We start from the raw sequence: 276 nt of genomic DNA, 5'->3' as shown, positions 1-276 counted from the left end.
GGACGCAGGCCGTCCCCGACCGCGTCATCCTGACCCTGCTAGGCGGGCTGCTCGCGATGAGCTCATACGCCGTCTACCCGGCCTGGGAGACCCCGCGGCTGCGCACCCGCCTCGCCGACTGGCTTGTGGCGGTGGGCCGTTACTCCGCCGAGGTGGTCTCGCACTACGCGGACCCGGCGGGCGCCCGCCGCTCCGACGTACGGGAATCGCTGCTCGCGGTACGCGCGGCGTCGTCGGCGGCGGCACGGGAGCGGCCCCGGTGGCGTACCGGCTCGG

The 276-nt window shown here is 75.7% G+C and carries 1 pseudogene; it reads left to right on the top strand.

What is annotated here, in order from left to right:
- Positions 1-276: pseudogene (locus tag J0695_RS40240) on the top strand (FUSC family protein); the annotation flags it as partial.

This window comes from Streptomyces beijiangensis (assembly GCF_017315755.1).
Lineage (GTDB): Bacteria > Actinomycetota > Actinomycetes > Streptomycetales > Streptomycetaceae > Streptomyces > Streptomyces beijiangensis.
This window is presented reverse-complemented; position numbering and strand designations above follow the sequence as displayed.